The organism is Nocardia jejuensis NBRC 103114 (assembly GCF_001613145.1).
Lineage (GTDB): Bacteria > Actinomycetota > Actinomycetes > Mycobacteriales > Mycobacteriaceae > Nocardia > Nocardia jejuensis.
Genome location: NZ_BDBU01000050.1, coordinates 1 through 23,845 on the forward strand (window position 1 = coordinate 1; position 23,845 = coordinate 23,845).

The 23,845-nt window shown below is 67.8% G+C and carries 25 protein-coding genes; 10 read left to right on the top strand and 15 right to left on the bottom strand.

Translation table 11 applies throughout. The annotated features are described in order from the left end of the window. A partial coding sequence (locus NJ1_RS32050) for a DUF7159 family protein (RefSeq protein WP_479687445.1) occupies positions 1–865 on the bottom strand: 865 nt, incomplete at its 3' end. A 404-nt stretch (positions 866–1,269) separates the two neighbouring features. On the opposite strand from NJ1_RS32050, the gene NJ1_RS32055 reads away from it, so the two are divergent. Then, positions 1,270–1,620, top strand: coding sequence for a hypothetical protein (locus NJ1_RS32055; protein ID WP_067702042.1), 351 nt, complete (start codon positions 1,270–1,272; stop codon positions 1,618–1,620). 44 nt (positions 1,621–1,664) lie between these two features. Here NJ1_RS32055 and NJ1_RS32060 read toward each other — a convergent pair whose 3' ends face one another. The 3 genes from NJ1_RS32060 to NJ1_RS32070 all read right to left on the bottom strand — a co-directional run bounded on the left by NJ1_RS32060 (position 1,665) and on the right by NJ1_RS32070 (position 5,175). Then, positions 1,665–1,958, bottom strand: a complete 294-nt coding sequence (locus tag NJ1_RS32060; RefSeq protein WP_067702045.1) for a GNAT family N-acetyltransferase — start codon at positions 1,956–1,958, stop codon at positions 1,665–1,667. 46 nt (positions 1,959–2,004) lie between these two features. Continuing rightward, positions 2,005–3,324, bottom strand: coding sequence for an FAD-binding oxidoreductase (locus NJ1_RS32065; RefSeq protein WP_067702225.1), 1,320 nt, complete (start codon positions 3,322–3,324; stop codon positions 2,005–2,007). A gap of 384 nt (positions 3,325–3,708) precedes the next feature. After that, a complete protein-coding gene (locus tag NJ1_RS32070; RefSeq protein WP_067702048.1) occupies positions 3,709–5,175 on the bottom strand; it encodes an MFS transporter in 1,467 nt (488 codons plus the stop codon). 189 nt (positions 5,176–5,364) lie between these two features. On the opposite strand from NJ1_RS32070, the gene NJ1_RS32075 reads away from it, so the two are divergent. Continuing rightward, on the top strand, positions 5,365–5,955 hold the full coding sequence (locus NJ1_RS32075; RefSeq protein WP_067702228.1) for a TetR/AcrR family transcriptional regulator: 591 nt from the start codon (positions 5,365–5,367) through the stop codon (positions 5,953–5,955). Positions 5,956–6,057: 102 nt separating this feature from the next. Beyond that, a complete protein-coding gene (locus tag NJ1_RS32080; protein ID WP_067702051.1) occupies positions 6,058–6,378 on the top strand; it encodes a GroES family chaperonin in 321 nt (106 codons plus the stop codon). 166 nt (positions 6,379–6,544) lie between these two features. On the opposite strand, the gene NJ1_RS32085 is transcribed toward NJ1_RS32080, so the two are convergent. From NJ1_RS32085 to NJ1_RS32105, 5 genes are all read right to left on the bottom strand, one after another. Next, positions 6,545–7,333: an SDR family NAD(P)-dependent oxidoreductase gene (locus NJ1_RS32085; protein WP_067702054.1), complete on the bottom strand. Its 789-nt coding sequence runs from the start codon at positions 7,331–7,333 to the stop codon at positions 6,545–6,547. Between the two features lie 81 nt (positions 7,334–7,414). Further along, positions 7,415–7,990 carry a TetR/AcrR family transcriptional regulator gene (locus NJ1_RS32090; protein ID WP_067702058.1) on the bottom strand — a complete coding sequence of 192 codons (576 nt, stop codon included), beginning with the start codon at positions 7,988–7,990 and terminating at the stop codon, positions 7,415–7,417. Between the two features lie 150 nt (positions 7,991–8,140). Beyond that, entirely contained in the window at positions 8,141–9,562 is a 1,422-nt protein-coding gene (locus tag NJ1_RS32095) for an NAD(P)(+) transhydrogenase (Re/Si-specific) subunit beta (RefSeq protein WP_067702061.1), read from the bottom strand. Between the two features lie 3 nt (positions 9,563–9,565). Next, a complete protein-coding gene (locus tag NJ1_RS32100; RefSeq protein WP_067702064.1) occupies positions 9,566–9,907 on the bottom strand; it encodes an NAD(P) transhydrogenase subunit alpha part 2 in 342 nt (113 codons plus the stop codon). After that, on the bottom strand, positions 9,907–10,971 hold the full coding sequence (locus NJ1_RS32105; protein ID WP_067702067.1) for an NAD(P) transhydrogenase subunit alpha: 1,065 nt from the start codon (positions 10,969–10,971) through the stop codon (positions 9,907–9,909). The genes NJ1_RS32100 and NJ1_RS32105 overlap by 1 nt, the downstream gene beginning before the upstream one ends. 406 nt (positions 10,972–11,377) lie before the next feature. Here NJ1_RS32105 and NJ1_RS32110 point away from each other — a divergent pair, with 406 nt between their 5' ends. Genes NJ1_RS32110 through NJ1_RS32120 form a run of 3 tightly spaced genes read left to right on the top strand, consistent with a single transcriptional unit; the run spans position 11,378 to position 13,293 of the window. Beyond that, complete coding sequence (locus NJ1_RS32110; RefSeq protein WP_067702071.1) at positions 11,378–11,830, top strand: HIT family protein; 453 nt, start codon at positions 11,378–11,380, stop codon at positions 11,828–11,830. Continuing rightward, positions 11,827–12,645: a maleylpyruvate isomerase family mycothiol-dependent enzyme gene (locus NJ1_RS32115; protein WP_067702074.1), complete on the top strand. Its 819-nt coding sequence runs from the start codon at positions 11,827–11,829 to the stop codon at positions 12,643–12,645. The genes NJ1_RS32110 and NJ1_RS32115 overlap by 4 nt, the downstream gene beginning before the upstream one ends. A gap of 6 nt (positions 12,646–12,651) precedes the next feature. Next, positions 12,652–13,293 carry a Type 1 glutamine amidotransferase-like domain-containing protein gene (locus NJ1_RS32120; protein WP_067702076.1) on the top strand — a complete coding sequence of 214 codons (642 nt, stop codon included), beginning with the start codon at positions 12,652–12,654 and terminating at the stop codon, positions 13,291–13,293. A gap of 22 nt (positions 13,294–13,315) precedes the next feature. On the opposite strand, the gene NJ1_RS32125 is transcribed toward NJ1_RS32120, so the two are convergent. After that, complete coding sequence (locus NJ1_RS32125) at positions 13,316–14,749, bottom strand: MFS transporter (protein ID WP_067702079.1); 1,434 nt, start codon at positions 14,747–14,749, stop codon at positions 13,316–13,318. 59 nt (positions 14,750–14,808) lie between these two features. Here NJ1_RS32125 and NJ1_RS32130 point away from each other — a divergent pair, with 59 nt between their 5' ends. After that, the gene (locus tag NJ1_RS32130) at positions 14,809–15,345 is read left to right on the top strand and encodes a MarR family winged helix-turn-helix transcriptional regulator (RefSeq protein ID WP_067702083.1); all 537 of its coding nucleotides are present in this window, start codon (positions 14,809–14,811) and stop codon (positions 15,343–15,345) included. 57 nt (positions 15,346–15,402) lie between these two features. Here the strand turns inward: NJ1_RS32130 and NJ1_RS40715 are convergent, their stop codons facing one another. Together NJ1_RS40715 and NJ1_RS32140 are read right to left on the bottom strand one after the other, a co-directional pair. Beyond that, positions 15,403–16,902, bottom strand: a complete 1,500-nt coding sequence (locus NJ1_RS40715) for an MFS transporter (protein WP_245717680.1) — start codon at positions 16,900–16,902, stop codon at positions 15,403–15,405. Positions 16,903–17,041: 139 nt separating this feature from the next. Beyond that, positions 17,042–17,899 (bottom strand): NAD(P)H-binding protein, encoded by an 858-nt coding sequence (locus tag NJ1_RS32140; RefSeq protein WP_067702086.1) that lies wholly within the window; start codon positions 17,897–17,899, stop codon positions 17,042–17,044. A 74-nt stretch (positions 17,900–17,973) separates the two neighbouring features. Between NJ1_RS32140 and NJ1_RS32145 the strand changes: the two genes are divergently transcribed. Next, on the top strand, positions 17,974–18,930 hold the full coding sequence (locus NJ1_RS32145) for an AraC family transcriptional regulator (protein ID WP_067702089.1): 957 nt from the start codon (positions 17,974–17,976) through the stop codon (positions 18,928–18,930). 38 nt (positions 18,931–18,968) lie between these two features. Further along, positions 18,969–19,409 (top strand): acyl-CoA thioesterase, encoded by a 441-nt coding sequence (locus tag NJ1_RS32150; RefSeq protein WP_157574418.1) that lies wholly within the window; start codon positions 18,969–18,971, stop codon positions 19,407–19,409. A gap of 109 nt (positions 19,410–19,518) precedes the next feature. On the opposite strand, the gene NJ1_RS32155 is transcribed toward NJ1_RS32150, so the two are convergent. Genes NJ1_RS32155 through pdhA form a run of 3 tightly spaced genes read right to left on the bottom strand, consistent with a single transcriptional unit; the run spans position 19,519 to position 23,077 of the window. Continuing rightward, entirely contained in the window at positions 19,519–20,973 is a 1,455-nt protein-coding gene (locus NJ1_RS32155) for a dihydrolipoamide acetyltransferase family protein (RefSeq protein ID WP_067702092.1), read from the bottom strand. Positions 20,974–21,017: 44 nt separating this feature from the next. Next, the gene (locus tag NJ1_RS32160) at positions 21,018–22,001 is read right to left on the bottom strand and encodes an alpha-ketoacid dehydrogenase subunit beta (protein ID WP_067702095.1); all 984 of its coding nucleotides are present in this window, start codon (positions 21,999–22,001) and stop codon (positions 21,018–21,020) included. After that, positions 21,998–23,077 (bottom strand): pyruvate dehydrogenase (acetyl-transferring) E1 component subunit alpha, encoded by a 1,080-nt coding sequence (gene pdhA, locus NJ1_RS32165; RefSeq protein ID WP_067702234.1) that lies wholly within the window; start codon positions 23,075–23,077, stop codon positions 21,998–22,000. Before pdhA ends, NJ1_RS32160 begins: the two co-directional genes overlap by 4 nt. Positions 23,078–23,256: 179 nt before the next feature. On the opposite strand from pdhA, the gene NJ1_RS32170 reads away from it, so the two are divergent. Continuing rightward, positions 23,257–23,781, top strand: a complete 525-nt coding sequence (locus NJ1_RS32170) for an Lrp/AsnC family transcriptional regulator (protein ID WP_067702237.1) — start codon at positions 23,257–23,259, stop codon at positions 23,779–23,781. The last annotated feature ends 64 nt before the right edge of the window (positions 23,782–23,845 follow it).

Consider the following 23,845-nt stretch of genomic DNA (forward strand, 5'->3'; position numbering starts at 1 on the left):
GATCCGCGGGCGGGTCCTGGGTGGCGGGCTCCGCCACGGCGCGCGGGGGCAGTGCGGGGGATTCGGTCGTGGGCGGCCGGGTGGCACTGGCGGCGGGAGTCATCTGGACCTGCGCGACCGGCGTCGTGTGGTCGCGCAGCTGGATGAACGCGAATCCGGAGGCGGCGAGCGCGGCCGCGACCGCCGCGACGCCCAGCAGGACCCGGCTGTATCGCCGATCAGGTTGCGGGGCTTCGGAGTCCAGTCCGCGCAGTTGTTCGAGGGCCACCAGCGCGCCGCCGCGCGCCGCCGCGTTCGCGGCATCGGCCACCTCGCTGACGGGTACGGCGAAACCACGTCGCACCGCCGCCGCGATCTCGGGGTCGGTGGCCGCCGCGCCGCAGACCAGGACGGTATCGGGACGCACGCCCACCGCGTCCAGCAGCGGCCAGATCCGGCCGATAGCCTCATCGGTGCTGCCCGCGTCGACGACCCCGTTGAGCCACGAATCCGACACCAGGGTCTGCGCGCGCCCGGCATCGGTCAGCGCGAACGCGGTGTGGTGGTCGAGCAGTTCGAGCACCATCACCTTCCCGGTGCCGGGATCGTCCTGAGCCAGCGCCAACAGCGCGGATTTGATCGAAACATGCGAGGCGCGCTGCCATTTCCCGTCGGCCAGCGCGGAGACGAGCGCGCGCCGTTCGGTCACCGTGCGGTAGACGACGGCCACGTCGGCGAGATCGCGCGACTCGGCGGCCAGCCCGTCGAGCGACTCGGCGACGACGTTCTCGATCGCCCGGTCTCCGACCTGGCGACGCACCCCACCCAGTGGTGGGGAATCCCGCTGTCCGCCTGCCGTTTCCGCTAGCAGTATTCCGCGAACCACGGTTCGCTCCGCCGATATCCCGCCGACAACTCGCATTCGATCAACCTCTGTTCGAACTACACCTCTCCGGTGATTCGTCACGCCCCGCCGAAACGATTGGTCGGATGCCCAGATAATTTCGGAGCGGGTGGACGAGATTCCCGGGCAGCCCCGGACCGAGGTCCCGCGATGTTCGTTTCGGGAATCCGGTAACCGGGTCGCTGCTCGTGTCATATCGGGACGCGCCCGCGAATGTTTCTACGCCGCGCCGCAATCCGAGAGATAGCCGAAGAATTGCCACCGCTGCCCGGTTGCCGATTGTGCGCGGACAGGCATGTTCGCCGGCACTGCCCGCGGGAGCTCCGGCCGGGAAATCCGAGGTTTCAGGACTGTTAGAAGTGGGAACGCGGGGGCACTATGGACGCATGGCCGGAGTCGAAATCAACGACACCTTCGTCCGGCGCACCTTGGCCGACGGACGTGTGGAAGAAGTCGCGTGGACCGAGCTGGCGGAGGTGCGAATCATCACCACGGCGGACGGACCCTTCGCCGACGATGTGTTCTTCGTACTGATCGGTGCCAGCGGCAAGGGGTGCGTGGTACCGCATTCCGCTGCCGACACCGCGTTCCTGGCCCGATTGCAGGCCCTGCCCGGGTTCGACAACACCAAGGTCGTCGAGGCGATGGGGAGCATCGCGGACCGGCAGTTCCTGGTGTGGCGGCGACGGGTGACGCCGCGCCACGGTGAGACGGGCCGGAGTTACCGCGCCAATTGACCCGGCTCGCCGATTGACCCCGCTCGACGCAGCGGCATCCTCGATCAGGCGACGACGAGGTCCGCGTACTCCGGATGCGACGCGATGTACTTCTCCACATACCAGCAGGTCGGGACGATCGAGTAGCCCTGGGTGCGAGCGTCGTTCAACGCGAACTCCACCACCTGCGCCGCGACCCCGCGCCCCCGGAACTCGGGAAAGGTGAGCGTGTGCTGGATGTCGCGGATCTGCGTGTCCCCGTCGGTGCGCTCCGCGTAGTCGGCGTAGCCCGCGAGCGTGTCGTCGAGATAGATCTCGTAGCGGGTCGCGTCGGCATTGTGTTCCAGCCTGGTGCTCATGGTCGGTTCGAACTCCCTTGTGATGCGGATTGTTCCGGGGGCGGGCTCACAGCACCGCGCCGGGATTGAGTATTCCGTGCGGATCCAGCGCATCCTTGATCCGGCGAGTGAGCGCCATCACGTCCGGGCCGACCTGATCGGGCAGCCACGCCTTCTTCAGTCGGCCGACGCCGTGTTCGCCGGTGATGGTGCCGCCGAGTGCGATCGCCAGATCCATCACACCCCCGAAGGCCAGGTGTGCGCGTTCGGACTCGGCGGGATCGTTCGGGTCGTGCACGATGAGTGGATGGGTGTTGCCGTCGCCCGCGTGCGCGATGACGGAGATGAGCACCTCGCGCTGCCGGGCGATCGCGGCGATGCCGTTGATCAGATCGCCCAGACGCGGCAGCGGCACGCCCACGTCCTCGAGCAGCAGCGGTCCCTTGCGTTCCACTGCGGGGATGGCGAATCGCCGTGCCGCGCAGAAGGCTTCGCCCTCGTCGGGATCGTCGGTGCGGAAAGCCTCGGTGGCACCGGCCTTCTCGCAGGCGGCGAGCATGATGTCGGCCTCGTGCCCGGCGAACTGCCCGGGAGCGTCCGAACGCGCCACCAGCAGGCCGGCGGCCTCGCGATCGAGCCCCATCCGCAATTCGTCCTCGACCGCGTTGATCGCGACCGAATCCATGAATTCCAGCATGGACGGCCGCAATTGGCCGGTGATGGCGAGAATCGCGTCCGTCGCGGCGGTCAGCGTCGCGAAGGTGGCGACCACGGTGGACTGCGGCGGTTGCGCGGGCAGCAGCCGCAGCGTGAGTTCGGTGATGATGCCGAGCGTGCCCTCGCTGCCGACGAACAGTTTGGTCAGTGACAGCCCCGCCGCGTCCTTGAGTCGCGGCCCGCCGAGCCGCACCGCCGTCCCGTCGGCGAGGACGACCTGCATGCCGAGCACGTAATCGGTTGTGACGCCGTACTTCACGCAGCACAGCCCGCCCGCGTTGGTGGCCGCGTTACCGCCGATCGAGCAGATCTCGAACGAGGAGGGATCCGGCGGATACCACAGCCCCTGTTCCGCCACGGCCCGCTTGACCTCGGCGTTCAGCAGTCCCGGCTGCACCACCGCGGTGCGGGTGACGGTGTCGACGGTGATCTCGCGCATCTTCTCGGTGCTCAGCAGTAGGGCGCCGTCCTGCGCGGTGGCCCCGCCGGACAGTCCGGTGCCCGCGCCGCGCGGCACGATGGGCACCCGATGCTCGTGTGCCCACCGCACGACCGTGGCGACTTGATCCGTGGTCAGGGGCCGGATCAAGGCCAGAGCCGTTCCGGCGTCGGGATCGAAGGCCCGATCCTGGCGATAGCCGGCGAGTACGTCGGGGTCGGTCACCACCATGTTGTCGGGCAGCAGGGCGTGCAGGCTGTCGAGGTCGATGCGGTCAGCGCGATTGTCCGGGTCCACACTCCAGAAAATACGGGCTCGCGCTGCTTTTGTCCGGAATCATCCGCAGGAATCGCTCAGTAGACACGCCCGCTGCCGAGTGCCGTTCCTATGATCACCCACAGGATGTACCTCACCAGATTGGCGGTGAGTTGAATTCCCTCCACGACGAAATCTCCTCTCTCGCAGAAAGACAGGAACCCAGTGTGGCAGCGGGAGAGAGGCCCGCCAATCCCCGAATTCCTGTGTGTGACAAATGCGAGCGCCACCTCGGAGGAGATGGCGCTCGCATTTATTCGCCGATGCCGCAGTGCTTTTCATCGATCGGGGCAGTAGTGATCAGCGCACCGCGTTCGACCTCGGCAGGGCGAAGGCCGCGACCAGCACCACCGCGATGATGCCCAGGGCGGTGTATCCCGACACCTCCATGCCGTGCACGAAGTTCCCGATTTCGTTCCCGCCGGCGACCGCGCCGAAGAACACCGTGCCGAGAACTGTTGCGCCGACCGCGTTTCCGAACTGCTGACCGGTGGTGAGTACGCCCGCCGCCATCCCGGCCTGGTGCGCGGGAATGCCCGAGGACAGCACCGCGCCGATGGTCGAGGGGATCGAGAGGCCGTTGCCGACGCCGACCAGCATCATGCCGGGAATGAGCGCGAGCGGCCCGATCGCGGAGCCGTACCAGGCCAGCACGCCCAGGGTGAGCAGCATGCCGGTCAGGCTGACCGTCGCGCCGAGCACGATGACCCGGTTGCCGATCCGCTCGGCCACCTTGCGGGCGAAGAACGAACTGGTCGCGAAGCTCAGCCCCAGCGGTGCGAAGGTGAGGCCGGCGGCCAGTGGCGACATGCCCAGGCCGTTCTGCAACAGCAGGGTCAGGCACAGCATGAAGCCGGCGAAGAAGGCCAGGTAGCCGCCCGAGATCACCATGCCCGCAAGGAATTTGCGATCGCTGACCAGGGTGATGTCCAGAACCGGTTCGCCGCCGCGTACGCGCAGCCGGTTCTCGTAGCGCAGGGTGAGCAGCAGGACCGGCAGCGCGGCGGCCATCGAGATCCAGGTCCACAACGGCCAGCCCTCGGGCCGTCCGAGTGTCACCGGCACCAGGACCAGCGCCAGCGCCGCCGAGATGCCCAGTGCGCCCACGGGGTCCAGCCGCGGCCGGTGGGTGTGCGCGTGCCGCGGCAACCAGCGCGCCGCCATCAGCGCGGCGACGATGCCGATGGGCAGGTTGATGAAGAAGATGGTGCGCCAGCCCCAGCCGAACAGATCCAAGTCCAGCAGCGCGCCGCCCAGCACCTGTCCAGAGACCGCGCCCAGGCCGATGGTCGCGCCGAAAGCCGCCATGGCCCTTGGCCGTTCGGTGATCGGGAACATGGTGTTGATCAGTGCCAGCACCTGCGGCACCATCAGCGCGGCGGTGGCGCCCTGCAGGACCCGGAACCCGACCAGCGCCCACTCGTTCCAGGCCAGCCCGCACAGCAGCGAGGCGACCGCGAAGGCGAGCATGCCGACGACGAACATGCGCCGATGCCCGAACAGATCGCCGAGCCGCCCGCCGGTGATCAGCCCGCTGGCATAGGCGAATCCGTAACCGCCGACCACCAATTCGAGTCCGGCTTCACCGGCGTGCAGATCCGTTTGCAGTGAGGACGCGGCCACATTGACCACGAAGTAGTCGAACATCGCCATGAACATGGCGGCGAGCAGGACCGGCAGCGCCCGCCAGCGAGCCGCGAAAACACCTGACACGGCCGTCGGTGCGGTGGAAGGCACTGCTACGGAACGGTTTTCGAGAATAGTCACGTCGTTCTCCCGAACGGTGTAGCGAGATGTGGGGGACGCGCGGCGCGACGCTGCGCCGTGAATTCGAGTGGGCTCCGAGGTGTTCCCGAAGCCCTCCCGAGCCTTGCAAGGATCAACAACCAACTGGTTAGTTGAAAGTATTCCGCCGCTCGACTCCTGTCAACTGGTTGGTTGGTTATGCTGGTTGCCATGGCACCCAGGGATCCCGAGGCGACGAAGGCGCGGATCTTCGCCGCCGCCACTGCGGAATTCGCGACGCACGGCATCGCGGGCGCCCGGGTGGATCGCATCGCCGCCAACGCCAAGGCCAACAAGCAGCTCATCTACGCCTACTTCGGCGACAAGGAGCAGCTGTTCCATCAGGTGCTGGAGAAGACCATGCTGGCCGTCGCCGAGGCTGTGACCACCGATATCGAAGACCTCGACGTCTGGATCGATCAGCACATCGACTACCACAGCGAGCATCCCGAACTGCTGCGACTGCTGATGTGGGAGGCGCTCGAGCTCGGCGTCGAGAACGCCTCGGCCGGTGAACTCCGGCACGGCCGCTATCGGGAGAAGCGGGAGAAGATCGAGGTGGCTCAGCGCAAGGGCCTGATCCGCGAGGACATGCCCGCGGGGCAAATTCTGATGATCTTGATGAGCATGATCAACTATCCGCTGGCCGTGCCGCAGGTCGCCGAGTTCACCCTCGGACCCGGCGTCGACCCGGAGATCTCCCGCGCCTGGATCAAGGACGCCATCCGGCGCATCGTCGCTCCCGAGCTGTCGGCGAGCTAGCGGCCGAGCCGGTGTCCCGGCCCCGGTGGGCTGAAGTCACGAGCCTCGGAGAGCTGAGGTCCCCGCCGCTCGGACCCCGCGCCCCGGCAGTACACTGCCGCCGTGTCCGATGCCAAGCTCGAAATCCAAATGCTGCACGACCGGGTCATGGTCAAGCTGAACCAGGAATCCGGTGAACGCCGCAGCACCGGAGGCATCCTCATTCCCTCCACCGCGCAGGTCGCGAAACGCCTGTCCTGGGGCGAGGTCTGCGGCGTGGGGTCGCACGTGCGCGCCGTCACCGTGGGTGATCAGGTGCTGTTCAATGCCGACGACCAGTACGAGGTGGAGGTCAAGGCTCAGTCCTACTACGTCATGCGCGAGCGAGACCTGCACGCCATAGCCAACTCTCACCCCGAGCACGGCACCGGGCTCTACCTGTAGTCACCCCCGACCCGTCGTCGCGGCACGGCCGGGCATCCTCGCGCGTGAGCCACGGGCGGTAGTCGCCGGGACGATAGATATCTCCGAAATGGCCACGGCCCGTGCCTTTTTCGGGCACGGGCCGTAGCGACGCCCGGGGCGAATGCAGCCCGAGGCCGGGTGGTGATCAGGCGATCTTGAGAATGCCGCCGTCCACGACGAAGTCCGCGCCGTGAGTGTTGGCCGAGCGCTCGGAAGCCAGGAACGCCACGAGTGCCGCGATCTCCCCTGGGGTGGAGATCCGCCCCGAGGTGATGTTGAACTGGGCGGGCATCGCGGCCAGGAACTGTTCGTGCCCGATGCCGTTGGCCTTCGCCAGTTTCGCGCCGAGGCCGTTCTCGCCGTGCCAGATGTCGGTGGCCACCGGGCCGGGGGAGACGGTGTTGACTCGCAACCCCTGCGGCCCGAACTCCTCGCTGAGCCGCTTGCTGAACGAGGCGAGCGCGGCCTTGGCCTCGCTGTATCCGGTGGGGCCGACCGCGGGAAGCCGGGAGTTGATCGACGAGATGCTGATGACCGTGCCGCCGCGCTCCAGCAGGCTGGGCAGGGCGGCGCGCGTGGTGCTGATGACGCCGAAGAGATTGAGGTCGAAGAGGTTTCGTAGTTGTTCGTCGTCGGTGTCGAGCACGCCCGCGAGCTCGAGCCGATCCGCGTCGCCGCCGCCGACGTTGTTCACCAGGATGTCGATGCCGCCCAGTTCCGACAGGGCCGATTCGACCACGCCGCGCGCGCCCTCGGTCGTGCTCAGATCGACGGAAACGGCTGCGGCGGCGACTTTTTCGAGTGCCGGAGTGATGGTGCGGGCCGCGCCGACCACCCGAACCCCCTCGGCTGCGAGCTCCTGCGCGATGGCGAGGCCGATGCCGCGACTCGCTCCGGTGACGAGGGCGGTCTTGCCGGTAAGTCCGAGATCCATTGCCGGTCCTTTCTTGAACTACAGGTCAAAAATTGGGGCATGACAGCGCGGCCGCCGAAGCGGCCGGCGGTCAGGGTGTGGTCAGAGGGTGGACACCGTCGTGTCGATGACGCGATGAAGCGTCGCCGCATCGAAGGTCTTGGCCATGATGCGCAGGCCGCCGATGGTGGTCATCAGGTATTCCGCGTAGACCCGGGGGTCGATGTCGGCCCGGATGTCCCCGTCGCGCCGACCCTGCTCGATCCGGTCCGCCAGCGCCGCGATGACACCCTCGGTCGCCTCGAGGATGGCCCGATCGATATCGGGATCCTGTCCGGCGAACTCGACCGCGGTGTTCACGGCCATGCAGCCGCGCCGAATCGGTTGCGCCAGATCGGTATCCACCAGCATGCGCAGGAAGTCCCGGACTCGTTCGCGGGTGCCGCCCGGTTCGGCCAGGAACTCCCGCGCCAGCTCCGCGCCGCGCACGCTGTAGTGCGCGAAGGCCTGATCGAACAGTTGCCGTTTGCTGCCGAAGGTGTTGTAGAGGCTGCCTTTTCCGATGCCGGTCGCCGCGGCGAGGTCGGCGGGGGAGGTGTTGGCGTAGCCATGGGTCCAGAACGCGTCCATCGCGCGTTCGACGACGTCGTCCGCTTCGAAGTTGCGTGGCCTGCCCATGGGAAGGACTGTAGGCCATTTTGGACCTGTGGGTCAAGAACTGCGTCCGGACAACCTCTGAACTGCTCGAATGCGCCGGAACCGGAACGGCAGCGGCCCGTGTCCCTTTCGGGGCACGGGCCGCTGCCGGATTCCTGGAGTGCAGAGCGCCTAGAGCGCCTTGAGTTCCTCGGTGACCGCGCTGACCGACTTCTTGGCGTCGCCGAACAGCATCGAGGTGGTGTCCGCGTAGAACAGCGGGTTGTCGATGCCCGCGAAGCCGGAGTTCATCGAGCGCTTGAGCACGATGACCGACTTGGCCTTGTCCACGTCCAGCACCGGCATGCCGTAGATCGGGGACGAGGCGTCCTCGCGGGCGGCCGGGTTGGTGACATCGTTCGCGCCGATGACCAGGGCGACATCGGTGCGGCCGAATTCGCCGTTGATGTCGTCCATTTCCTTCATGGCGTCATAGGAGACCTCGGCCTCGGCCAGCAGCACGTTCATGTGACCGGGCATGCGACCGGCGACCGGATGGATCGCGTACTTGACCTCGACGCCCTTGGCCTCGAGCAGGGCCGCCATCTCCTTGACCGCGTGCTGGGCCTGGGCCACGGCCATGCCGTAACCCGGGACCACGATGACCTGGTTGGCGTACGCCATCTGAATGGCCGCGTCCGCCGCGGAGGTGGCCTTGGCCTGCTTGGCCTCGCCGTCGCCGCCCGCACCCGGCGCGGTGGAGCCGCCACCGAATCCGCCCGCCACGATGGCGGGGATGGACCGGTTCATGGCCTTGGCCATCAGGTTGGTCAGGATGGTGCCGGACGCGCCGACGATCATGCCCGCCACGATCATGGCGGTGTTGTTCAGCGCGAGACCCGCTGCGGCAGCGGACAAGCCGGTGAGCGCGTTGAGCAGCGAGATGACCACGGGCATGTCCGCGCCGCCGATCGGCAGCACGACCATTAGGCCCAGGATGCCCGCGAGCACCAGGACCAGGATCATCCAGTACTGCGGCACACCGTCTTTGGTGGCGCCGATGCCGATGACCACGGCGGCGGCGATCGCACCGGCGAACAGCAGCAGATTCAGCGGCTGCTGCAGACGGCCGATGGTGATCGGCTTACCCGAGAGCAGTTCCTGCAACTTCGCGAACGCGATGCACGAGCCCCAGAACGAGATCGAGCCGATGATGGCCGCGAACATCGAGGCGATCACGATGTGCGCGGTCGGCTGCTCGTCGGCCGGGAAGTGCGAGAACCCGGTGGTCTCCAGGAATTCCGCCCACGCGATGAGCGCGACGGTGCCACCGCCGACGCCGTTGAACGCGGCGACCAGCTGCGGCATGGCGGTCATCTTGGTGAAGCGGGCCGGGGGCACGCCCAGGCCGATGCCGACGACCAGACCGGCGATGATGATGATCCAGTTGTTGGTGTCGCGGATCGAGATGAACGTCGCGATCACGGCGATGAGCATGCCGAGCGCGGCGATCTGGTTGCCGCGCACCGCGGTCTTCGGGCCGGTCAGGCCCATCAGACCGTAGATGAACATCGCGAACGCGACGATGTAGAGAATATTGACCAGATTGTCCATGATTCAGCGGCCAGCCTTATCGGTAGTGCCGGGGCGCTGCGCGCCCGATGCGCCGGCTTTCTTGCCCTTGAACATGCCCAACATGCGGTCGGTGACCACGAACCCGCCGATGACGTTCAGCGTTCCGAAGACCACCGCGACGAACAGGATGATCTGCATGAGCACCGAGGGGTGCTCGATCTTGCCGAACACGACCAGCGCGCCGAGCACCACGATGCCGTGAATGGCGTTGGTGCCGGACATGAGTGGGGTGTGCAGGGTGTTGGGGACCTTGGAGATGACCGCGAAGCCCACGAATCCGGACAGCACCAGAATCGCGATGTTCGCCAGAAGTTCGGTGTACATCAGGCTTCCTTCTCACGCGTCACGCAGGAATCCGCGAGCACCTGATCGCTGAAATCGGGTGCCAGGACACCGTCTTTCAGCATCAGGTCCAGCAGTGCCTGGATGTTCTTGGAGTACAGCTCCGAGGCGTGCTCGGGCATGGTGGCCGGCAGGTTCAGCGGCGAGGCGATGGTGACCCCGTGGCGCACAACGGTTTTGCCGGGCTCGGTGAGCTCGCAGTTGCCGCCGGTCTCACCGGCCATGTCGATGATGACGCTGCCGGGCTTCATGCCCTCCACGGCGGCGGCCGTCACCAGGCGCGGGGCGGGACGACCCGGAACCAGCGCGGTGGTGATCACCACGTCGAAGCCCTTGATCGCGTTCTCCAGCGCGGCCTGCTGCTGCACCTTCTCCTCGTCGGTGAGCTCGCGGGCGTACCCGCCCTCACCGGCGGCGTCGATGCCCAGGTCCAGCCACTGCGAGCCGACCGAGCGCACCTGATCGGCGACCTCGGGACGCACGTCGTAACCGGTGGGCCGCCCACCCAGGCGCTTGGCCGTGGCCAGTGCCTGCAGCCCGGCCACGCCGACGCCCAGGACCAGGACGGTCGCGGGCTTCACGGTGCCGGCCGCCGTGGTCAGCATGGGGAAAAAGCGGGTGGATTCCGAGGCCGCGAGCAGCACGGCCTTGTATCCGGCGACATTGGCCTGGGACGAGAGCGCGTCCATGACCTGGGCGCGGGAGATACGCGGAATCGCTTCCACGGCAAAGGCTTGCACGCCCGCGGCCTTGAGCGCGCCGATCTTGGTGTCGGCGTTGCGGGGTGCGAGGAAGCCGATCAGCGTCTGCCCGGAGGTCAGCTTGGCGATCTCGGAGTCGTTGGGCGGAGCCACTTTGACCACGACGTCGGCACTCCACGGATCGCCGATGGTCGCACCCGCATCGGTGTACGCCTCGTCCGGAATGAGCGCGCCCAGGCCGGCGCCGGCCTCGACGATCACCTCCGCGCCCTGCTTCAGCAGGGCCGGAATGATCTTCGGCACCAATGCCACACGTCGTTCGTCCGCGTTGGTCTCGCGAACCACGCCGACGCGTGCCCCGCGCGGAGCGCCAGCATCAGCGCTGCGGGATGCTCCGCTGACCTCGCTCTGCGTTGTGTCCACTTGTCAAACTTCCTTCTCTTGGTGAGCCCAGGCCACCCTGTTTCCATGATGGGCCGCGTCACCGGTCCAAACGGTGGGCCGAACTTACTGTGGAGTAAGTTCGTGAGAATTCTCGCAACTGTACCTGGTCCGCGGTGAGAGTAGCCGAGATAGGCATCACATGGTGTGGCGAGAAAACCGGACACGCACATGCTCTGTCAGTGGCGCTACCTGCCACAAGGGGTAGCTCCAGGGTTCGCTACCAACCGGTAGGCGTGCACCCAGCTGGGGCGCTCGCGGTCGCCGGCAGGGGTGTCGCGGATCACTCTTACGCCGTAATGTCTGGCTGGTGAGTGGCTGCATCTTTTGCGAGATCGTGGCGGGTGCCGCACCCGCGACCAAGGTCTTCGAGGACGACATCGTGATGGCCTTCCTCGATATCCGGCCCATCACCCGGGGGCACACGCTGGTGATCCCCAAGCGTCATGCGACGAACCTGGACGATCTGAATCCCGCGCTGGGCGCCCAACTCTTCGCGTTCGGCCACCGCCTGGCCAAGGCCGTGCGCCGCAGCGATCTCGGCGCGGACGGTGCGAACCTGGTCCTGAACGACGGCAAGGCCGCGTTCCAGACCGTGCATCATGTTCACCTGCATGTGGTTCCGCGGCAGCACGGCGACATCCTGACGTTCGCGAAAGGTTTCGTGCTGCGCCGCCCGCACGACCGCGAGACGACCGCCGCCGCCATCCGGTCCGGCCTGGACCGGCTCGCGGCCGAGGAGAAGAAGGGAACCAGCGCATGACCGACACGGTGCCGGACCGAACCGACATCACGGCCCTGCTGTCCGCAGAGTGGGACGCTCTGGCCCGGCTGGTGGACGGCCTGGACGAGGTCCGTTGGCGCACACCGTCGAGGCTGCCCGGATGGACCGTGTTCGACGTGTTCGCGCATGTCATCGGTACCGAGTCGCTGCTGCTGGGTGAGCCGGTGCCGGATCTGAACGTGGCCGGCGACCACATCCGCAATCAGTTCGGCGAACTCAACGAGAAATGGATCCAGTCCTTTCGCGCGCTGAGCGGGTCGCAACTGCTCGAGCGTTTCCGCGATGTCACGGGGCGACGGGTCAAGGCGCTCAGCGAGATCGGTCCCGAGGCGTGGGCCGAGCTCATGCCGACTCCGGTCGGCATGCAGCCCTACGGCCGGTTCATGCGGGTGCGCCTGTTCGACTGCTGGATGCACGAACTCGATATCGCCGACGCGCTGGGGGAGGCGATCGCGGAGGGTGGGCCGCGCGCGGAAACCGCCTTCGCCGAACTGATTCCGACCCTCGGCCGCGCCGTGGTGAAGGGTGCGGGCGCGCCCGACGGCTCGCGGATCACCTTCGAACTCACCGGCGGGGTGCCGCGGACCCTGCACGTGGCGGTCACCGGCACCCGGGCGGACCTCGTCGACACCCTGGACGGCCCCGCCGATGTCGTGATCACCCTCGACTCCGGCCTTTTCGCACGCCTGCGCGGTGGCCGCACCACGGTCGACGCGCACGCGGGCGAATTCACCCTTGCCGGTGACACCGGGCTGGGCGACCGCCTGGTCCGCGGCCTGGCCTTCACCATCTGAGCGCCGGTGCGACTGTTCCTGTCCAGCTACCGTTTCGGCGCGCATCAGAATCGCCTGCTCGAGCTGCTCGGTGCGCCACCCGGCCGGGTGGCCGTCGTGGCCAACGCCTGTGACGCCTGGCCCTCGGCCTGGCAGAGTGCGGTGAGCAGCGATCTTTTCCCGCTGCGCCGCTTGGGATTCGAGCCCGAGGTGCTCGATCTGCGCGACTACATCGATCGGCCCGAGGCGCTGGAACGCACCCTGTCCGGGTTCCCCATGGTGTGGGTGCGCGGCGGCAATACCTTCGTGCTGCGCGCCCAGTTCGCCCGCAGCGGAGCCGATCTCGCGCTCACCCGACTGCTCGCCGACGATGCGATCCTCTATGCGGGCTACAGCGCGGGCGCCTGTGTGATGACGCCCGACCTGCACGGTCTCGAACCCGTGGACGATCCCGCCGAGGTGCGCACGGCCTGCGGTATCGAACCACGCTGGGACGGTCTGGGTCTGGTGGACCGGCGCATCGTCCCGCACCTGGATTCGCCCACCGACCCCGATGGCGAGGCCCGGAAACTGGTGCGCCGCTACCAGTCCGAGGGCATCGCGCACTGGGCGTTGACCGACGACCATGCCGTGGTGGTCGACGGCGGCATCACCCAGGTGCTCACCTGACGCCCGTTCCCCTTTCGGGTGGTCAGTCCTTGTGGCGAAGGCCGTGCGCGAGAGCGACGGCGGCGGAGGCGAAGGCTCCGACGGCGAGCGCGGTGAAGCTGGCCACATAGGCGTTCACCGTCGGCACGTGGGTGCCGGAGATGACGTGCGCGGTCAGAATCGATCCGGTGACTGCACCTGCGATGCTGCCGCCCGCGGTGCGGACCAGGGAGTTGATGCCCGAGGCGATGCCGCTCTCGTTCATCGGCACGTGCTGCACGGCGAGGCTGCCCAGCGCCGCGTAGCCGATGCCGAAGCCGGTGCCCTGCAGGATCTGCGCGATCACCATGTCGTACCCGTGATCATGGGAGATCGCGAGCCAGGCCATCGACAATCCGGCGAACACCGAACCGATCGCGAGGGTGTAGGCCGGGCCGATCTTGCCGGCGATCCGGCCGGTATTGAACGAGAAGAAGGTCATCAGCACTGCGCTCGGGATGCCGTAGAGGCCGACCGCGAGCACCGAACCGGACAGGCCGTAGCCGACCTTGTCCGCCGGAGCCTGGATGAAGTTCGAGACCAGCGTGAACGCGCCGAACATGGAGAAACCGAGCAGGAACGAGGCCAGGTTCGCGGTCAGCGACTTCGGGCCGACCAGCAACTGCAGACGCACCAGCGGCTGCTGCACCTTGAGTTCCACGACCACCCAGATGACGGCGAGCACGATCGCGCCGGCGAACAGTTCGAGCACAGAACTCGAATCCCAGCCCCAGCGCGGACCCTCGCTGATGCCCAGCAGCAGGCAGATGAGCAGCCCGGCCAGGAGCGCGGCGCCGATGTAGTCCGGCTTGCCGCCGTGGCGCACGCCATTGTTCTTGGTGCTCAACTGAATCAGCACGATGGCGACCACGCCCAGTCCGGCGGTCAGCCAGAACACCGGGTGCGGGCTCTCGGTGTGATCGGCGATGACGCCGGTCACCAGCAGGCCGATCGTGCCGCCGACGCCCATGGTGCCCGAGACGATGCCGATCGCGCCGACCAGTCGTTCGCGCGGGAAGGTATCGCGAATGATGCCGATGGCGAGCGGGATCATGGCCGCCGAGGTGCCCTGCAGGGCACGGCCGACGATGTACACCCCGAGCGAGTCGGCGAAGGCACAGATGACCGAGCCGACGATGAGCATGCCCATGGCGGTCAGCACCAGCGGCTTCTTGCCGTACATGTCGCCGAAGCGCGAGAGCAGCGGGGTCGCCACGGCGCCCGAGAGCAGGGCGGCGGTGAAGAGCCAGGTGACGCCGGAGACGTCGGTGTGCAGCTGCACGATCATGCGCGGCAGCAGTGGGATCACGACGGTCTGCTGCAGCGAGACGACCAGGCCGGCCGCGCACAGGGCGAGCAGTGTCAGGCGCAGGTGGTTGGCCTGGGAGCGGTCGTCGGCGGTGGTTCCGGCGGCCTGACCGACAGCGGTCGAAGTCATGCGGGGGTCCCCTAGATTACTTACCAAAATTAACTAAAAGAGTTTCGTAAGATAACCACATGCCACGCACGGAAGCCAACCCTCTGCCCGAAGTTGACGCAGGTCACATCGTGGAACTCGAACGGGTGCTGGCGCGAATCGCCTACGTGCTGACCCGGGTTCGCCGCCACGACCAGGCGCTCGCGGAATGCGGCGTGACCATCGACCGCGCCAGCGTTCCGCTGCTGCGCGTGCTCGCCGATTCGGGGGAGCCGATGCGCCTGGGTGAACTCGCCACCCGCCTCGATGTCGAAGCGCCGCACGTGACGCGGCAGATCAAACGGCTCGAGAAGTCGGGGTATGTCGAGCGTGTCCCCGATCCCGACGACGGGCGGGCGCAGCGCGTCAGCATCACCGCTGCCGGGCGCACCACCGTCGATGCCGTGCGCGACGTCTTCCGCGGCTGGATGGGTTCGGCGCTCGCGGACTGGAGCCCCGAGGATCTCGAGGCGCTCGCCGTCCTCAATCACCGCATGGTCGACGATTTCCTCGATCACGCCGAGAGCCTCGGCGATATAGCAGTGGCTTCCCGCTACCGCCGCCCCACGCTCTCCTGAACCCGTCGCGTTCGGTGGCTCGTGGTGCAGGGTGGCGACGTGGGGTGCGGGGTATGGCTATGCGGCGGCCTCTCGCGTGACGGGTGCGACGGCGCGAGCCCCCCACGCGCACAACAGCATCGCGATCAGCGGCAGGGCCATGGCGGCGGTCAGCGGCACCGCCTCGGTGAGCCAGCCGATGATGGCCGGGCCCGCGAGAAGTCCCAGATAACCCAGCCCGAACACCCGTGACATATCGGTGGCGGAGCTCCCGGACCCCAGATTCCCGGCTGCGGTGAACACCTGGGGAATTCCGCCGGACAGGCCGACCCCGCACAGCGCCCAGCCGGCGAGTGTCACCGGCGCCCAACCGGATACGACGATCAGGGTGAACCCGGCGGCGGCGATCAGGGTTCCCCAGCGCACCACCGCCACCCGCCCGATCCGCGCGCTCACCCGGTCGGCGGCGAAGCGCCCCAGCGTCATGGTGAGGGAGAAACCGGCGAACGCGAGCCCGGCGGTCCCGTCGTCGACGCCGAGCCGATCCCGCAATTGCAGCGCACTCCAGTCCGCCGCCACCCCCTCGGCCATCAGCATCGCGAAGGCGATCACCCCCAGCAGCAACACTTCTCGCGGGATCCGCCGCCGCCGTCGTGGTGCGACGGCCGCCCGCACCCCGAGATCGCCGCTCGGCGCTGCCCCACCCGGGGCTACTCCTACCGGGAGTGCGCCGTCCGCGCTCGTCGCCTCGTCCCGGGCGGTGGATTCCGCGCCTGGTTCGCTCGTGGCTGCGACAGGTTCGGGGTTGCCGGAGGTGGTGGCGGCGACGGCTTCGTATGCGGTGGTGTCGTGTCGTCCGGAGGTGGCGGTGGAACGGGCTTCGGAGGTGGTCTCCGGTGCCCCGGAGGTGGGGGTGCCGAGGGTTTCGGACATGACCGTGTCGTGTGGTCCGGTGACGGCGGTGGCAGGAGCCTCGGATGGGGTTGTGCCCGAGGTGGTTCCGGCCGTGTGGGGCAGCAGCAGGGGTGCGCAGGCGGCCACCACCGCCGCACCCGCGACCGCGGCGGCCGTGAACGTGAGGTGAATGCTCCAGTCCGCCTTCTGCGCGGCGGAACCGGCGATCGCGCCGACGAGTCCACCGCAGGAGAAGAAGGCGTGGAACGCCGACATGATCGGACGGGGGTAGGCGCGCTCGATATGTACGGCCTGGGCGTTCATGGATACGTCGAGACCGCCTACGGCAATGCCGTAGACGGCCAGGGCGAGTGCGAGGGTGAGCGGCCCGGTGGCGAACCCGAGGCCGATGAGCGAGAGGGACAGCGCCGCCGCGGCGACGGTGGTGAGGGTGCGGCTGCCGAGGCGGTCCGCGAGCGGGCCCGCCGTCTGCATGCCGGCGATGGCGCAGGCCGCCATGAACAGCAGGAGCATGCCGAGGGCGGCGTGCGACACCCCGGTGCGCTCGGTGATGGCCGGGATGTGCACAATCCAGACCGCGGAGAGCATTCCGTTGAGACCGAATATGGCGAACAGGGCGAGGCGTGCACGTCGGACAGCAGGAGCGGGCGTCGCGGCGACCATTGATACGACGCTACCGGGTTCCCCGGCATCTCCTGCTCACCACAGCTCTTCGCGGCTTCCTCGACGCTCGAAGGTGTGATCCGAACCTGCTGTACGACAACCTGTTTCGTCTTCCATTCTATGCCCGGGCACCGACAGATCAGGCAGCTGTCGTGACCGTCCAGATTCCGGAGATCGCCACGTCCCGGGCGTATTCGGTGAAGTCCCTCGGCTCGCGGCCCAGCGCCCGGCGCACCCCGTCGCAGACGTGCGAATTACGCCCGTCCAGCACCGTCCCGAACAGGTAGTCCAGCAGGCTGACCTCATCGGCCGGAACCCCGTACGAGGTCAGCGCGGCGACGAAGTCGGTGCGCGAGATCGGAACGAAGGCGATCTCGCGCCCGGACGCCGCCGCGATCTCCGCGACGGCCTCGGCGAAGGTCAAACCGCGCGGGCCGGTGAGCTCGTACAGCTGCCCTGCGTGCCCGGTCTCGGTCAGCGCCGCCACCGCCACCTCGGCGATATCGTCCGCGTGCACGAAGGGTTCGGGCACCTCGCCGTTGGGCAGGGCCACCTCGCCCGCCAGGATGAAATCGGTGAACGCGCCCTCGCTGAAGTTCTGCGCGAACCACGAGCACCGCACGATCGTCCACTCCAGGCCCGAATCCTGAACGATCCCTTCGCATTCGAGGGCCTCGGGTTCGCCGCGACCCGACAGCAGCACGATGCGCCGCACCCCGGCCGCGACCGCCTGCGCGGTGAACGCCTTGATGTCGGCGGGCGCGCTGGGCACGGCCAGATCGGGCTGGTAGGCGAGATACACCGCGTCGATTCCGGCCAGTGCTCCCGACCAGGTGCCGCGATCGGTCCAGTCGAAGGGGATCTCGGCCGAGCGCGACCCCACGCGGATCTCGACGCCGAGGCTGTTCAGTCCGGCTGCCACCCGGCTCCCGGTTTTACCGGTTCCGCCCAGGACCAGGACGGTGTTTTCGCTGTTCGCACTGCGTTCGTTCGTCATGAGACAAGTACACCGAGTTACGGTGAGATCAAACATGGTTGAGAAGCGCGCGCACATTTGCCATCGTCTTGGGTATGGATGCGCTGGCCAGTCTGCTCGAAGGACCGCGCGCGCGGTCCGCGTTCGTCATGCGAACGTCGTTCGACCCACCCTGGTCCATGCGTATCCAGGACGAAGCGCCGCTGGCCCTGGTGGCGGTGGTGCGCGGCGGCGGCTGGGTGGTTCCGGACCCCAAGGGCGGTAAGCAGTCCCCGCCGCGGCAACTGCGCGCCGGGGATATCGCGCTGTTCCGCGGTCCCGACCACTACATCATCGCCGACGACCCGGCCACCGCGCCGCAGGTGATCATCCATCCCGGCCAGATCACCACCACGGTGGAGGGCGAGGTGCTCTGTGAGGCACTGAGTCTGGGCATTCGCAACTGGGGCGACAACACCGATGCCGAATCCGTTCTGGTGGTGGGCGTGTACGAGCAGGAGTCCGCGGCCAGCCGCCGGCTGCTGCGCGCGCTGCCTCCGGTCACGATCCTCGGGCGCGGCGAAATCGATTCCCGCGTAGTGGATCTGCTGGTCGACGAGTCCGCCAAGGATCTGCCCGCCCAGGGCGCGATGCTGGACCGCCTGCTGGATCTGCTGCTCATCGCTACCCTGCGTGCCTGGTTCTCCCGGGCGGACGCGCCCGCCTGGTATCACGCCTACGGCGATCCGCTGGTCGGCAAGGCCCTGCGCCTCATGCAGCACAATCCCGCGCACGCGTGGACCGTCGCCTCGCTGGCCACCGAGGTCGGCGTCTCCCGCGCGGCCCTGGCCCGGCGCTTCACCGAGTTGGTCGGCGAGCCCCCGATGGCGTTTCTCACCGACTGGCGACTAGCCCTGGCGGCGGACCTGCTGCACGAGTCCGACGCCACCCTCGAATCCATTGCCCGCCGGGTCGGCTACGGCAGCGCCTTCGCGCTCAGCACCGCGTTCAAGCGGCACTACGGCATCAGCCCGCGCGATCACCGCAACGCCCCCGACCAGCGCACCGCCTGAGGGCGAACGATTCACCGCCACCCACTATCGTCGGCGGTGTGACGAAGGATCTGGATTACCCGGTGCTCTGGCCCGTGCCGACGCGCTGGGCGGACAACGACCACTACGGCCATGTCAACAACGTGACCTACTACTCCTACTTCGACACGGCCGTGAACGCGTGGCTGATCCACGCCACCGGCACCGATATCCGGGACCTACCCGCTATCGGCGTGGTGGCCCAGACCTCCTGCAACTTCCTGGGGTCGATCACCTTCCCGGATCTGCTGCGGGTCGGCATTCGGATCGCCCGGCTCGGCAACTCCAGCATCAGCTATGACCTCGCCATCTTCCGGGACACCGGCGAGGCCCTGGAACTGGCCGCCACCGGCACCTTCGTGCATGTCTACGTCGATGACGAGAGCCGCAAGCCGGTCGCCATTCCCGAGGTCATCCGCCTCGCCGCCGAACCGCTCGTGATCCAGCCCGCCGAGGACTGAGTCGCGCTCGGCGGCACGGCAGTTCATCGCGGCAAGCTCGGTCGTAGAACGAACCGCACACCCCGTGAATCACGGAGTGTGCGGAGTTGTTCCGGGGTCGTGCGGTCGTTCAGACCCGGCCGAGCAGGGTGAGCGGATCCTCCAGCAGCGCGGCGATGCTGGCCAGGAAGCGCGAACCCTGTTCGCCGTCGATCAGGCGATGATCGAAGCTCAGGCCCAGCGTGGTGACCCAGCGGACCGTGAGTTCGTCGCGATGGACCCAGGGCCGCTTGCGGATCGAGCCCAGGCACAGGATCGCGGCCTCGTTCGGATTCACCAGGGGCACACCGGTGTCCACACCGAAGACGCCGACATTGGTGATGGTGAGGGTGCCACCGGTCAGATCGGCCGGAGTGGCGGCCCCGGATCGGGCCACATCGGCGACCCGGGCGATCTCCTGGCAGAGTTCGCGCAGTGTCATCGTCTGCGCCTCTTTGAGATTGGGGACCAGTAACCCGCGTTCGCTCGCCACCGCGATGCCGAGATTGACGTAGTGCTTGGTGAGGATCTGCTGATTCGTCTCGTCCCAGAAGGAGTTGATCTCCGGGAATTCGGTGACCGCCACCAGGGCCGCCTTGGCGACCAGCGCCAGCGGGGTGAGGCTCAGACCCGCGAAGGTCGGTGTGGCGCGCAGATGATCGAGCAACTCCATGGAACCGGTGAAATCGGTGGTCACGAAGGTGCTGGCCTGCGGAATGTGCTGAGCGCTCGCACTCATGGCGGCCGCGGTGCGCTTGCGGATTCCGGCGATGGGGACTCGCGATTCCCGGCCCGCGGGCACCGATCGCACCGTGCTCACGGCCGTATGCTCGGGTGTCACCGGCGGGGCGGTGTGGATCGGAATATGATCCGCGCCAAGGTATTCCCGGGGTGCGCTCTCGTGCTGTGCGCCGTGCAGATCGGTCACGGTGACCGCGCCCTGTGGGCCCGAACCCGTCACCGCCGCGAGATCGACGCCGATCTCACGGGCGAGTCGCCGCGCGCCTGGCGTGGCCGAGGCCCGGCCCGAGGGCGGCAGCCGCCGGCCCAGATCGTCTGCGGGGGAGCGGGTACCGGCATCGCGCGCCACGCGGGCCCGCCGGGAGACCGGTTCGCTGTCCGGGCCGTATCCGACCAGGACCGACCGGCGTTCGGCCGGCGGCTCCTCGGCCATCGCCGAGGACGCGTTCATGTCGTCGGTGATGCCGCCGGTTCCGGCCGGCGCGGCCGTGTGCCTGTGCGACGCGGCCGTGTTTCCGTGCGACGCGTCGGTGTTCCTGTCCGGCGCGTCGGTGTTTCTGTGCGACGCGTCGGTGGCCGTGCCGATCCGGATCAGCGGCGCACCGACCAGCACCGTCTCCCCGGGCTGCGCCAGCAACTCCAGGACCGTCCCCACATACGGGCTCGGTAGCGCCACCTGCGCTTTCGCGGTCTCCACCTCCGCGATCACCTGGTTCAATTCCACCTGATCGCCGACTTGCACTGTCCACGACACCAATTCGGCATCGGCTAAGCCCTCGCCGAGATCCGGCAGCCGGAATTCCATTACCTGACGCTGATCTTCCACCGTGCTTCCTCCGTGCGTGACCGTTAAGCGGCGAGCGTGCGATCGACCGCGGCGAGAATGCGGTCGGGGTCGGGCAGGTGGTGCCGCTCGAGTTTAGCGGGGGGATAGGGGATGTCGAAGCCACCGACTCGCAAGATGGGTGCTTCCAATTCGTAGAAGCAGCGTTCGGTGATGCGCGCGGCGATTTCCGCGCCGAGTCCGCCGAATACGGGCGCCTCGTGCACGATGACCAATCGACCAGTTTTGCGGACCGAGGTTTCGATCGTGTCGAAATCGATGGGCGAGAGGCTGCGCAGATCGATCACCTCCAGCGAATGCCCTTCCGCGGCCGCGATATCGGCGGCGGTGAGCGCGGTCGCGACGGTGCCGCCGTAGGCGACGACGGTGGCGTCCTCGCCGCTGGTACAGACCCTGGCCCGATCCAGCGCGAGCCCGCCGTCCCGGTCCAGCAGGTCGAAATCGACCTCCGCCTTGTCCCAGTACCGGCGCTTGGGCTCGAAGAAGATCACCGGATCGTCCAGCGAGACGGCTTGGCGGATCATCAGATACGCGTCGGCGGGATTGCTCGGTGATACCACACGAAGTCCCGCCGTATGCGCGAAATACGCTTCGGGAGATTCGGAATGGTGTTCCACCGATCCGATGCCGCCGCCGAACGGAATGCGGATGGTGATGGGAGTGGTCACCTTTCCGCCCGTCCGATAGTGAATCTTCGCGACCTGGCAGACGATCTGATCGAATGCCGGATACACGAATCCGTCGAACTGGATTTCACATACCGGGCGCAGGCCGCGCAGCGCCATTCCGAAAGCCGTTCCGATGATTCCGGATTCGGCCAGCGGCGTGTCGATGACGCGGTTGTTGCCGAAATCCTTCTGCAGCGTGTCGGTCACGCGGAAGACGCCGCCGAGCCGGCCGATGTCCTCACCCATGAGCACGACCTTGGGATCGTCCTCCAGAGCACGGCGCAGTCCGCGGTTGAGCGCGCCGGAGAATGTCGTCTTCATGACTGCACTCCCTCCAGATGGGCCGCGTAGGCGCGGCGTTCTTCCTCGATCAGCGGATGCGGGGTGGCGTAGACGTGATCGAAGAGCCGGCTCGGTTCCGGATCGGCCATGCCGAGGGTCGCCGAGCGCAGCCGGGCGGCGACCTCGTCGGCGCGCACCACGACCGCCTGCTGGAAGTCGCTGTCCCACAGTCCCTCCCGCTCCAGCAGGCGGCGGATGCGATCGATCGGATCGCGGCGCTGCCAGAGCTCGAGTTCGGCGGCGGTGCGGTAGCGGGTCGGATCGTCGGCGGTGGTGTGCGGGCCCATCCGATAGGTGATGGCCTCGATGAAGGACGGGCCGCCGCCGGCCCGGGCTCGGATGAGGGCCTGCCGGGTGGCGGCCAGGACCGCGAGCACGTCGTTGCCGTCGACCTGAATGCTCGGGATGCCGTATCCGAGGGCGCGAGCGGCGATCGGCGTGGCGCTCTGCACGCGCACCGGCGCGCTGATCGCCCAGTGATTGTTCTGGCAGAAGAACACCACCGGCGCGCTCCAGGAGGCGGCGAAGCCCAGCGCCTCGGCGATATCGCCCTGGCTGGTGGCGCCGTCGCCGAAGTAGGCGATGGTGGCGATCTCCGAGCCCTCGAGATGGGCGGCGTAGGCGTAGCCGGTGGCATGCAGGCCCTGCGCGCCGACCACGATGTTCGGATTGGTCATCCTGACCTCGTCCGCGTCCCAGCAGTAGTGGGCGTTACCGCGCCACAGCCGGGTCATGTCCTCGGGCCGCACACCCCGGCAGTAGGCGACGCCGGCCTCGCGATAGCTGCAGAACGCGTAGTCGTCCGCGTGCAGCGCGTGCGCGGAGCCGATCTGCGCGGCCTCCTGGCCGAGCAGGGGCGGCCACAGTCCCAGCTGGCCCTGGCGTTGCAGGGCGGTTGCCTCGGTGTCTATCCGGCGGGCCACGGTCATATCGGTGAACAGGGCGCGCAGGCGGTCGGCGTCGACATCCGCGACCAGCGGGCCGTAGATCTTGTCGAGTACGCGGCAGCCGTCGGGCTGCACGAGCTGGACCGGATAGGTGTTTTTCTCGGGCATGGGTATCGCCTCCTCGAACACCGGGTGCACCGGCATCGCCCCGGGATCGTGTCCCATGACGAGCGGTATGTGTCCTACACCACATAGCATCCTCCCTTAAGCGATATGTGCAAGTCTCGACACTCGAACTGAGCAGAATGCTCGGTCGGGCCGCGTGTCTGAATGTCATACTGATCCGCATGAGCAGCAGGGAACCGGTTGCCGGGCCGGTCGACGTCACCGATGCCAGGCTGTTGCTGGAGCTGGTCGCCAACCCCCGCGCGACCGGTGTCGAGCTCGCCGCCCGCCTCGGTCTGTCCCGCAATACCGTGCAGGCCAGACTCGCGCGCTGGGAGGCGAACGGCATGCTCGCGAGCGTCGAACGCCGCGTGGAACCCCGGGCTCTGGGCTACCCGCTGGCAGCCTTCGTCGCCGTCGTGGTGGACCAGCATCGACTGGACTCCGTGGTCGCCGCGCTCGCGGAGATCCCCGAGGTCACCGAGGTCTGCGGCACCACCGGCCCGACCGACCTGATCGCCCGGGTGGTGGCTCAGGATGCCGACGACCTGTACCGCGTCGCCGGTTCGATCCTGGAGATCCGGGGCGTCGAGCGCACGAATATGTCGCTCATCATGCGTTCGCTGGTCGGTCCCCGGACCACCCCGCTGCTGGACCGCCTGATCCAGCAGAGCGGGACCCCGCGTTCCGCCCCTGAGCAGGACTGACCGACCGGCCGCCGTGCGCGACCCGCGGTCCACGTGCCGGGCCGGACTGACCGACCGGCTGTCG

Coding starts and splice junctions, on each gene's coding strand:
- NJ1_RS32055 (WP_067702042.1), top strand. CDS start 1,270: ATGGCCGGAGTCGAAATCAACGACACCTTCGTCCGGCGCACCTTGGCC.
- NJ1_RS32060 (WP_067702045.1), bottom strand. CDS start 1,958: ATGAGCACCAGGCTGGAACACAATGCCGACGCGACCCGCTACGAGATC.
- NJ1_RS32065 (WP_067702225.1), bottom strand. CDS start 3,324: ATGGTGGTGACCGACCCCGACGTACTCGCCGGCTATCGCCAGGATCGG.
- NJ1_RS32075 (WP_067702228.1), top strand. CDS start 5,365: ATGGCACCCAGGGATCCCGAGGCGACGAAGGCGCGGATCTTCGCCGCC.
- NJ1_RS32085 (WP_067702054.1), bottom strand. CDS start 7,333: ATGGATCTCGGACTTACCGGCAAGACCGCCCTCGTCACCGGAGCGAGT.
- NJ1_RS32090 (WP_067702058.1), bottom strand. CDS start 7,990: ATGGGCAGGCCACGCAACTTCGAAGCGGACGACGTCGTCGAACGCGCG.
- NJ1_RS32095 (WP_067702061.1), bottom strand. CDS start 9,562: ATGGACAATCTGGTCAATATTCTCTACATCGTCGCGTTCGCGATGTTC.
- NJ1_RS32100 (WP_067702064.1), bottom strand. CDS start 9,907: ATGTACACCGAACTTCTGGCGAACATCGCGATTCTGGTGCTGTCCGGA.
- NJ1_RS32115 (WP_067702074.1), top strand. CDS start 11,827: ATGACCGACACGGTGCCGGACCGAACCGACATCACGGCCCTGCTGTCC.
- NJ1_RS32125 (WP_067702079.1), bottom strand. CDS start 14,749: ATGACTTCGACCGCTGTCGGTCAGGCCGCCGGAACCACCGCCGACGAC.
- NJ1_RS32130 (WP_067702083.1), top strand. CDS start 14,809: ATGCCACGCACGGAAGCCAACCCTCTGCCCGAAGTTGACGCAGGTCAC.
- NJ1_RS40715 (WP_245717680.1), bottom strand. CDS start 16,902: ATGGTCGCCGCGACGCCCGCTCCTGCTGTCCGACGTGCACGCCTCGCC.
- NJ1_RS32140 (WP_067702086.1), bottom strand. CDS start 17,899: ATGACGAACGAACGCAGTGCGAACAGCGAAAACACCGTCCTGGTCCTG.
- NJ1_RS32145 (WP_067702089.1), top strand. CDS start 17,974: ATGGATGCGCTGGCCAGTCTGCTCGAAGGACCGCGCGCGCGGTCCGCG.
- NJ1_RS32155 (WP_067702092.1), bottom strand. CDS start 20,973: ATGGAATTCCGGCTGCCGGATCTCGGCGAGGGCTTAGCCGATGCCGAA.
- NJ1_RS32160 (WP_067702095.1), bottom strand. CDS start 22,001: ATGAAGACGACATTCTCCGGCGCGCTCAACCGCGGACTGCGCCGTGCT.
- pdhA (WP_067702234.1), bottom strand. CDS start 23,077: ATGCCCGAGAAAAACACCTATCCGGTCCAGCTCGTGCAGCCCGACGGC.
- NJ1_RS32170 (WP_067702237.1), top strand. CDS start 23,257: ATGAGCAGCAGGGAACCGGTTGCCGGGCCGGTCGACGTCACCGATGCC.